Here is an 8,572-nt window from a genome sequence, read left to right as displayed (position 1 = left end):
AAGTCCTTCAATTTCTTTTTGCTGCCTTGCGTTGGTTTTTTCAATAATTGTGTTAGCTAATTTATCATATTGACCAATTAACTTCTGCGACTGTTCTTCTGTTATTACTTCGTGATTCAATCTAATTTCAGTTAATTTTTGTCTAATACCGTCAGATAACTTGAAATATTCACCAAGAACTTTCTTTGTAGACGAACTTACTTTACCTTCCGCATTTTCAGCAAAACGATTTACACTGTCGATACTATCTTCAGTTGCTTTTTGATACGCTTTATAAGCAACTACACCTGTTCCGATGAGTGCAGCTGCTACCAATCCGACTGGCCCCGTTAAAACAGCGAGCGCACTTCCCAATAAACCAACTGCTCCTGCGGCGAGTCCAGCAATTCCACCAATTGGTGCTAATGCTAAAGATAAAGCACCAATGCCTGAAACAACCATTCCAACTACTCCAAGAAATGCTCCTATAGCAGTTACAATAGCGGTTATCGCAAGAACAACACTGCCTGTAATCGCTACTGCTTTTTGTACAGGACCAGGTAATGCATTAAACCCATCCACAAGTTTTTGTAACCCAGCAACAAACACGCTAATAACAGGGGCAAGTGCATCACCAATTGTCTTTTTCATAGTTGAAAATGCACTTTTCAATAATTCAATACGACCTGATAAAGTATTAATCTTTGTAGCTGCAACATCCGCCGCGGTTACTTTAGACATTTCTGTATACATGTTTTTTACACCGTCAGCACCTTCTTTATATAGAATGTTCGCTGCACGGATAGCATCAGTACCAAACATCGTTTGAAGAGCTTGTTGCCTTTGCGCATCGGTCAAATGAGCAAGTTTTTCTTTAAGTAATTGAGATATATCTGCTAAAGATTTAATTTTTCCATGGGCATCATAAAAAGCACTGGAATACATATTTTGCTCTTCTAATAATTTTTCCCATGCTTTCGCATGTTCTTTTGTATAACGTCCTAACCCTTCTTGTTCTTCAAGGTATTTATGAATTTGTTGAGCTAACTCTTCCCATGAACTTCCTTGCGGTTTTATACCTCTTTCTTCAAGAAATTGCATAGCTTTGTTTGTATCCATTGCACCAAGACCTAGATCAAACATAGTACGTGTCGCTTCTTTTGTAGAAGGTACTAGATTAAGAAGCATCGTTTTCAAAGATGTACCTGCATCAGAACCTTTTAATCCATTTTGTGCAAAAACCGCTAAAGCCGTACTGGTATCCTTAAATGTTAAACCTGTACCAGCCGCGACTGCCGATGCCATGGATAATCCATATTTTAATTCGCGTACATCTGTAGCAGAAGCATTAGCTGCGCCAGATAAAATATTAGCTGCCTCTGCTACAGAGAGGTTATCTGCCTTAAATGAATTTAGTGCTGTAGATGCAATCTCAGCCGCTTCACCTAGTTCTAATTCTCCAGCTGTTGCTAAGTTAAGAGCGCCTTCTAAACCACCGTTAATAATGTCCGTTAAACCGACACCTGCTTTTATTAACTCTTCTACACCTTTACCTGCTTCCACAGACGAGAATTTTGTTTTCTCTCCCATTTCAACTGATAAATCACTGAGTTTTTTCATTTCGTTACCAGTAGCACCACTAACAGCCTTGACGTTTGCCATTTGCTGTTCAAAATTCATAGACTCGGTTACCGCTGACTTCAATCCACGTCCTATGGCATAGGTCATCCCACCAAAAACAATACCAATTTGAGCACCAGCATTTTGTAGATGATTCCCCAACGTCTCCATACGATTACCAAAGTTTAATAAGCGATTGCCTTGTTGCTCTAACTCACGATTGGAACGCTGTAATTCTGTTTCAAATCGATTTAATTCAGCAGTAGCCCTATGAATTTGCTCCGCATAACGTTGTGCCGATTGACTCGCTTCGCCTTCTTCTGCTTTTACACGATTATAAACAGATTGTAATTCTCTAACTTTTTCTTTTTGCTTATCAACCATTCGTGTTAAAACATCGATTTTAGCTCGCGTTTGGTCCGCGGCGTTTGCAAATCCCCCCATCCCGGTGGTGATGGATCGAAATTCAGCTTGCAATGCTTTTAACGAATTATTGAGCTTCTCAATTCCTTTTTGCTCTGCTTGTCGGTTTAATTGTTTAAGTTCATTTTCGAAACGATTTAAATCTGCTACAGCTCTATTTACTTGTGCAGCATATCGCTGAGTAGCCGCATTATTTTCACCGAGTTTCGCCTTATTTTGATCATATGCTTGTCTTAAGGCTCTAACTTTTTCTTTTTGTGCTTCAATAATACGGTTTAAAACATCGATTTTTGCACGTGTTTGTTGACTTGCGCTTGCAAATCCGCCCATACCTGTACTGATAGACCTTAGTTCATTCTGCAATGTACGTACTGCACGACCAGAATTTGCGATACCTTGTCGGAAATTAATATTATCCAGAGACAGTCGGACAACTAAGTTATTGATTTCATTTGTCATTTTTCCGCCTCCCTCCCTAGATAATGTTTTCCGCAGGAACGTAGATTTCGTTAGAATTTTCCTTTTCTACATTTCCTTGCTGGCTATTTTTTTGATTTAGTCTTAGGTAATGCCAAATATCCATCTCATTATCGATTTGATGATGTTTATATCCTTGACGCAATAAAGAGAGGTAGAGCTCGTCCATAAATTCCTTGAACGTTAGCCCTCCTCCCTCTATTGGTTTGGGTCTTCACTTGTCCCCCCAGTTGTACCACCTGCTGCTTCTACTGTTTCATTTATAAGAGAATTAATGACCTCTGTTGTTGTCGATAAAAATTTACGAGCGTCCACACCATCCCAATACTGGTCTACTGTGAACTGATTTCCATAAACCTCCGTCACATACTTAACCATTTTGTCTAAATCTGCTTTATCTGGATTGCTTGGAATTTCCGCAAGCTCTGTTGACTTGCGAATTAAACGCGCTGGAATAAAATCTGGTAACTGAAAAATTTCCTTTTCTCCATTAATCAATAAAGTTAATTTCATGATCTATTCCTCCTTATTTAATAAAAAAGAGAGAGTTTATACTCCCTCTTACTTCTGCTCTGCTGGCGGCTGTGCCACAGGCTTTTCATATACCTTTTTAAACCAATTATCTCCAACAGCTTTTGTAAATGTTGGTTCATCTTCATCAGCTGTAAACTTCGTTCTATCATCAAAATCACGTTCAATGAAGGAACCTTTAAGTTTCGTTGTTTGGAAGTTTGGTTTATCTTTCTTAGTTTCAGCCTCTTCTTCTTCTTGTGAAAGTTTTCCTTTTAATAACCAAACGTATCGATATTTATCGTTCGCTTTTAAGAAACGAAACCCAATTGCTAAATACGGTTTCTCTCCTTCACGCTTCTCATCCAAAACCCCATCTTGCACTTCAGGGAACCCTTCAATGTCAGCCTTTGTAGAAAGTGACAATCCTCGAACTTCAATTTCCACTTCAGTTTCACCATCAGATTCCGCAATTTCTGATTTCCTGTTATCACTCCACATGACTTCTGAAGATACCTTCTTAGTTAATTTAACCTTTACGGCACCTTCCATTTTCTTTACTGTTGAATAGTCAACACCCATCGCATCATCTTGTAACACTTTTGCATAAACAAGACTATCTACACCGACAGTCGAGCTAATTTTTATAACCTCTCCAGCCATCTATAATTCCACTCCTTTCGCGAATCGCATCGCATAATGAAAAATTTGTGTATCTTCTTCATATAAATCAGCAACTGCATAACGTGAAAAACCAATACTTTTCATGACTTCATTCACTTTTTGATGAATTGCTGTCGTGCTATTCTTTGACCAGATATCAATTTGAAACAGAATTTCACTTTCGCTTTCCTTATTATCCGCAAACCCATCAGGTCTGTTATCTAACTCAAAAAATGTGATTCTAGGAAATTCTGTTGCGTTTTTTGCTTTTCTATAATAAATGCGTTTTCCACCTAACAATGAAACAAGCTCTTGATTTGCCTCAAGAGCTTGTAAAATAACAGGGCGTAAATTTATCACAAATTCAGCCTCATTTCATTTTTTAAAATATCTGTCATAGCACGTACAGCCCCTGCTTTAGAAGCATTAAAGCCTGGTTCCACGAATGGATGCGCTGGCATTTTCGACGTTCCCCATTCATGGAATTTTAAATAAAACCACGGAGATCGATCAGCCTTATCAAGACCAATTTTCACCGTTTTAACGCCACCTTCTAACCTAGCCTTTGTAACTTTAATCTGATCAGCGGCATGTTTTCCAGTACGCCACGGTTCACTTTTTGATGGTGGTTTAGGCGTTGTACTTCTAGGCGCTCGTTCTGCAATTGCTTTTCGAATAGGTTCTCCACCTGCTGCAAGGGCCTTATCTTCTATTTCCTTACCACGTGCTCCCATCGCTTCCAATCCAGTGATAAGACGGTCAAACCCAATAAAATCTACACCATCAGCCATTCATACCACCACGCTTCCACATGATTAATAACGTATGATTTTCAGTTGGAAGGACTGAAATAATGTCATATATGGCATCTTTGTACTTAATTTTCATATCAGCGGTAACGTCGCTACGATAACGAATTTCTGTTTTCCCTTGAACCTCGCTATTCGCTGCTGCTGCTTGAAAATATTCTCTTCCTTTTAAAAAGATAAAAGAGCCCCATACAGTGAATACATCTTTATATTTGTCAATCGGTTCACCATCTGGCCCTTTTGCATTTTCATCTTTTACTTGAAATGTAAGCCGTTTATCTAATTTTGCAGGATTCATTTTCTTTCCTCCTGAGGCTCTGGAGCGTACTGGAGCTGTAATATCATGCTCTGAACAATGGTTCTGATTTTTTCACTGGCTTTTTCTCCTACAAGTAGTCGGTTTTCATACCAATCGGAAACCAAAAATAAACAAAGCAACTTGGCATCTTCATTCTTTTCATCGAATGTTCTACCAGTTGCTTTGAAAATATATTTTTCAGCTGCTTTGATTAACATAGTAATTGTACGGGTATCATCTTCATCCACCCGAATCCATTCTTTAGCTTCTTCTACAGTAACTAACATGTAAAAGCCTCCTCAAACTATTATTGAGGTTGTTCAACAGGTGCACTCAAATCCAATTCCCCGTATACCGCTGCTTCGCTATCCCAAAGTTTTACATCATCGCGTTGAATAGCACGTAAATCCAATGTGTTACGTGTGAATGCTTTACCACCTACATCTGTAGAAGCTAGCTCCATATCTTCTCGTTTAAACAACACAATGGCTTCTTTTAAATCCCCAATAATAAGAGGTGCTTTTTTAGCGGTCGTTCCTTTCGTTTTTAAGAAACGATTAGAAATTACGACAACTGGTTTCCCATCAAATAATTTTCGGTTCGGCTTTGTTGGATCTGGCTGTAAAATGTATTTTCCGTCCTTGTCTTTTAATTTATCCAAATAGTTAAATCCATCTTGATTTGTAAGTAAAATTGCATTTGGAGAAATTGCTGGATCTAATTTAACATTTAGTACATCTTTAATGTCATCAAGAGACTTAATCGCTTGTTTTGTCAATTTATCAATAACATTCAAAATAAGCACATTGCGTGTAACTTTTGATTTTTTCCCTAACCATTTAATCACATAATTCAGGATGTTTTGATCGCTATCTTTCAATAAAGAACGGGATAACGGTAAAATCCCTGCTCTGTCCTTTATTGCATATTCCATATTAAAGAACTTAGGATTGTCCGTTTCTGGAATTTCTCCCATTTCCGTAATTTCTGCAAAAGGAACCATTTCCGCATTTTTTTCTAATACTCGTGATCCCGAACGTGTTTGAACTGGCTCAACAGTTACATATTGTTCAAGAGCATCAAATGAACGGGATAATTCATTAATTTTTGTTTGAATATCCTGCGGGATAACAAGACCGCCGTCTTCCCCTGTTAGTCCAGACATCGCACGTTGTTCTAATTCGTTTTCAAGGAATTCTCGTTCTTCTGCATTTAGTGGTTTGTTTCGTAATGCTTTCATAAATACATCGCGGTACTCAATATCTTCTTCGCCAAAGCGTGTTTCTAATTCGTTTCCAACTTGACGTTGTTCTGTCTCAGAATCATCAAGTGAACGCTGTAACTCAATTTTCTTTTGTAAAGAACGTACCTCGTTCATCATTGCTTCAGCTTCTTCTACTTTGTCCTCACTCATAAGAGAACGTACTTCTGACTTTTTCTCTTCTAATTGCGCTAATAATTCACGTAATTCTTTTGACAAATTAAACACTCCTTTGAATTTTGGCATAAAAAATGAGCTTTCTACAGAAGCTCTAATTCCAACGCTAATTTTCTTTTACGGTATTCATTTGCAGCTCGTTTTTCATTCGCTTTAAAATCATCTAATGAGCGAACATTGACTTCATTAGCTGGATAAGCAGGAAATGCAACTGGTGATATTTCATAAAGTTCAGCATTTAGAATAGATCGCTTATAAAGCTTGCCATTTTCTCGTTCCTCAGATGACCACTTATCTTTTATTACTTTCATTCCGAATGAGACACCATCCACATCACCGCGTTTAATAAGCTCCCAAGCGTCATTACCTACAGTGGTATTTGGAATATCTAATTCAAAACGTAATTCTTTCTTATCGTCTTCGATGCGCAATGTGTTGCTTTTAGTATTTCCTAATACTTGAGATGTGTCGTGCGACCATAAACCCACAACATCACGAACTTTTAAACTTTCGTCAAAAGCTCCTTCCGCAATCTCTTCCACAAAGGTATCTCCCCACCAATCGCGCATTTCAGCACTTTCGGTATTGTATTTAATGGCCCCGGAAATTGTACGCTTACCTTCCTCTTCATTCGCCTCACGAATTTCAATCGTCATCGGTAACGCTCGAATCTCCTTCGTTTCCTTCTTTTCCATTTTCGCCACTATTACCACCCCCTTTCAAATAAGCCTGTCCAGCCATTTCAATCGGCATCATATTCCCATTAACGAGTAATTGATCTCCACCAGCTTCTGGTGGTAAATCTTCTTTACTTCTGGCCTCGTTAGGTTTGAGGAAACCACCTTGAATACCTGTCCTATAAGCTTCGTATCTCGTTTTAATATCCGCCCGTAGAATAGCATCTACATTGAATTTCGAATAAAAGCCTTTATCCAACTCACTGTCTAAAAATAGCTTATAAGTCATCTCTTGCTCATACATCGTTAAAGTAGCTTGCAATGTATCTGTATAGAATTGTCGTTGCTGCTGTTCAATGTTATTAAGAGTAGCTTTACTTAAATCATTAAGTTGATGCATTTTGATACCAAAAGCAGTGGCTATTTGCCTAATGGTAAGCTCTGTATTTTCAAGAAACTGCGCATCTGACATGCTTAATGATATGGGTTGAAACTGATATCCCACTGGCATTAGCGCAATTCGATGGCTATTTTCCAATCCGCTAGACATGGACTCGAAATTTTCACGAAAAACTCTTTTTGCATCTTCATTTAAATCTCCAACATATTGAACTAACCCTTTTACCTGTAATCCTTGTTTGTAGAAATTGTTTATAAATTTCTGTGCTGAAGCTGAATTTTCAACCGTCGATTTTAAATAATCCATAGTTGGTACGCCAACAAGCCCATCAAGAGTAAGACCGTTTTTAAAATGCAACATCTCATCTGGCATTAACTTAATCTGTTTGCCATTCACATTGACGACATACCACATTTTTGATTTCGAATTAAGTAATCCAACATCATCGATATAGACAGTCACCTTTGAGGAATCGATTGGCCATAAAGCTTTTACTCTGCCTTTTCGATCAAATTCAATGTTAGCGTAGCTGTTTCCGTATAAATTCTTTTGAGTTTCCAGTGCACCGAAAAGATTCATTGAACTCATATATGGATTCGGCCGCAACTTGAGCAAGTTGTAAAGATAATGTCTTGCCGCCTTCTGAATCCCACTTTCATCCTCTTGATAGATTTTAAGAGGAAGCTTAGAGACAGATTCAGATAGTATTTTGATACAAGCAAAGACTGTAGCAACTTTGAGAGCGTTTTTCCCTTTTACATTTACATCACTCGGTGAAATTCCTAACCACTCTAATAATTTTTCATCATCCTTATTTAACTCAACTACTCGCCTTTTCTCAAAGCTGAAGAATTTTCGAACTGAATCCAATAGTTTCACACACTCACCCCCTCCCTAGTTCCATAATTTATTAAGAAAGTCTTTATTTGCGAATTCGGACACATCAACTTTTACACTCGCCCCATACATTGCCCTTGCAAATGCATTTAATACCGCTGCCGCTGGATCAATACGATTTTTACTTATCTTTTTCGAGATCATAATATTTTCTTGGTCATCCATTTTAATAACAGCGTTATTAAGAGCCCAAAAAAGCACGGGATCACCAGTATGTTTCACTTTCTTTTCATACACTTTTTCACGAAATGTCTTTGTTGGAATGGATAGATTAGCAATCCGCTGTGGTATTTCTACACAAGTAAAACCTTTGTTTTCTAAATTCTGCGCTAAATGCAAAGCATTCCATTTATCATAGTCAAATTCTTGAATGTCTTTATC

General features: G+C 38.0%; 11 protein-coding genes. All 11 read right to left on the bottom strand.

The window, feature by feature from the left end; all coding sequences use genetic code 11:
* A partial coding sequence (locus MR058_RS22300) for a phage tail tape measure protein (RefSeq protein WP_242145882.1) occupies positions 1-2,481 on the bottom strand: 2,481 nt, incomplete at its 3' end.
* Positions 2,482-2,697: 216 nt separating this feature from the next.
* Positions 2,698-3,012, bottom strand: a complete 315-nt coding sequence (gene gpG, locus MR058_RS22295) for a phage tail assembly chaperone G (RefSeq protein ID WP_012095031.1) — start codon at positions 3,010-3,012, stop codon at positions 2,698-2,700.
* A 48-nt stretch (positions 3,013-3,060) separates the two neighbouring features.
* Positions 3,061-3,672: a major tail protein gene (locus tag MR058_RS22290; protein ID WP_012095032.1), complete on the bottom strand. Its 612-nt coding sequence runs from the start codon at positions 3,670-3,672 to the stop codon at positions 3,061-3,063.
* Complete coding sequence (gene gp17, locus MR058_RS22285) at positions 3,673-4,032, bottom strand: tail completion protein gp17 (protein ID WP_012095033.1); 360 nt, start codon at positions 4,030-4,032, stop codon at positions 3,673-3,675. It lies immediately after the preceding gene.
* Entirely contained in the window at positions 4,029-4,463 is a 435-nt protein-coding gene (locus tag MR058_RS22280) for an HK97-gp10 family putative phage morphogenesis protein (protein ID WP_242145881.1), read from the bottom strand. Before MR058_RS22280 ends, gp17 begins: the two co-directional genes overlap by 4 nt.
* The gene (locus tag MR058_RS22275) at positions 4,456-4,779 is read right to left on the bottom strand and encodes a phage head closure protein (protein ID WP_012095035.1); all 324 of its coding nucleotides are present in this window, start codon (positions 4,777-4,779) and stop codon (positions 4,456-4,458) included. The genes MR058_RS22280 and MR058_RS22275 overlap by 8 nt, the downstream gene beginning before the upstream one ends.
* Positions 4,776-5,066 (bottom strand): head-tail connector protein, encoded by a 291-nt coding sequence (locus MR058_RS22270; protein WP_012095036.1) that lies wholly within the window; start codon positions 5,064-5,066, stop codon positions 4,776-4,778. The genes MR058_RS22275 and MR058_RS22270 overlap by 4 nt, the downstream gene beginning before the upstream one ends.
* 20 nt (positions 5,067-5,086) lie before the next feature.
* Complete coding sequence (locus tag MR058_RS22265) at positions 5,087-6,259, bottom strand: phage major capsid protein (protein WP_242145880.1); 1,173 nt, start codon at positions 6,257-6,259, stop codon at positions 5,087-5,089.
* Between the two features lie 41 nt (positions 6,260-6,300).
* A complete protein-coding gene (locus tag MR058_RS22260; RefSeq protein WP_210351402.1) occupies positions 6,301-6,912 on the bottom strand; it encodes an HK97 family phage prohead protease in 612 nt (203 codons plus the stop codon).
* Positions 6,863-8,173: a phage portal protein gene (locus tag MR058_RS22255; RefSeq protein ID WP_012095039.1), complete on the bottom strand. Its 1,311-nt coding sequence runs from the start codon at positions 8,171-8,173 to the stop codon at positions 6,863-6,865. Before MR058_RS22255 ends, MR058_RS22260 begins: the two co-directional genes overlap by 50 nt.
* Positions 8,174-8,188: 15 nt before the next feature.
* Positions 8,189-8,572: terminase TerL endonuclease subunit (locus MR058_RS22250; RefSeq protein WP_242145879.1), on the bottom strand; the 384-nt coding region annotated here is incomplete at its 5' end.

The sequence above is a fragment of the Bacillus cereus group sp. BfR-BA-01430 genome (assembly GCF_022663115.1).
Lineage (GTDB): Bacteria > Bacillota > Bacilli > Bacillales > Bacillaceae_G > Bacillus_A > Bacillus_A cereus_BD.
This window is presented reverse-complemented; position numbering and strand designations above follow the sequence as displayed.

Bases quoted from the DNA above. Each gene is read 5' to 3' on its own strand.
- gpG (WP_012095031.1), bottom strand. From the start codon at position 3,012: ATGAAATTAACTTTATTGATTAATGGAGAAAAGGAAATTTTTCAGTTA.
- MR058_RS22290 (WP_012095032.1), bottom strand. From the start codon at position 3,672: ATGGCTGGAGAGGTTATAAAAATTAGCTCGACTGTCGGTGTAGATAGT.
- MR058_RS22280 (WP_242145881.1), bottom strand. From the start codon at position 4,463: ATGGCTGATGGTGTAGATTTTATTGGGTTTGACCGTCTTATCACTGGA.
- MR058_RS22275 (WP_012095035.1), bottom strand. From the start codon at position 4,779: ATGAATCCTGCAAAATTAGATAAACGGCTTACATTTCAAGTAAAAGAT.
- MR058_RS22270 (WP_012095036.1), bottom strand. From the start codon at position 5,066: ATGTTAGTTACTGTAGAAGAAGCTAAAGAATGGATTCGGGTGGATGAA.
- MR058_RS22260 (WP_210351402.1), bottom strand. From the start codon at position 6,912: ATGGAAAAGAAGGAAACGAAGGAGATTCGAGCGTTACCGATGACGATT.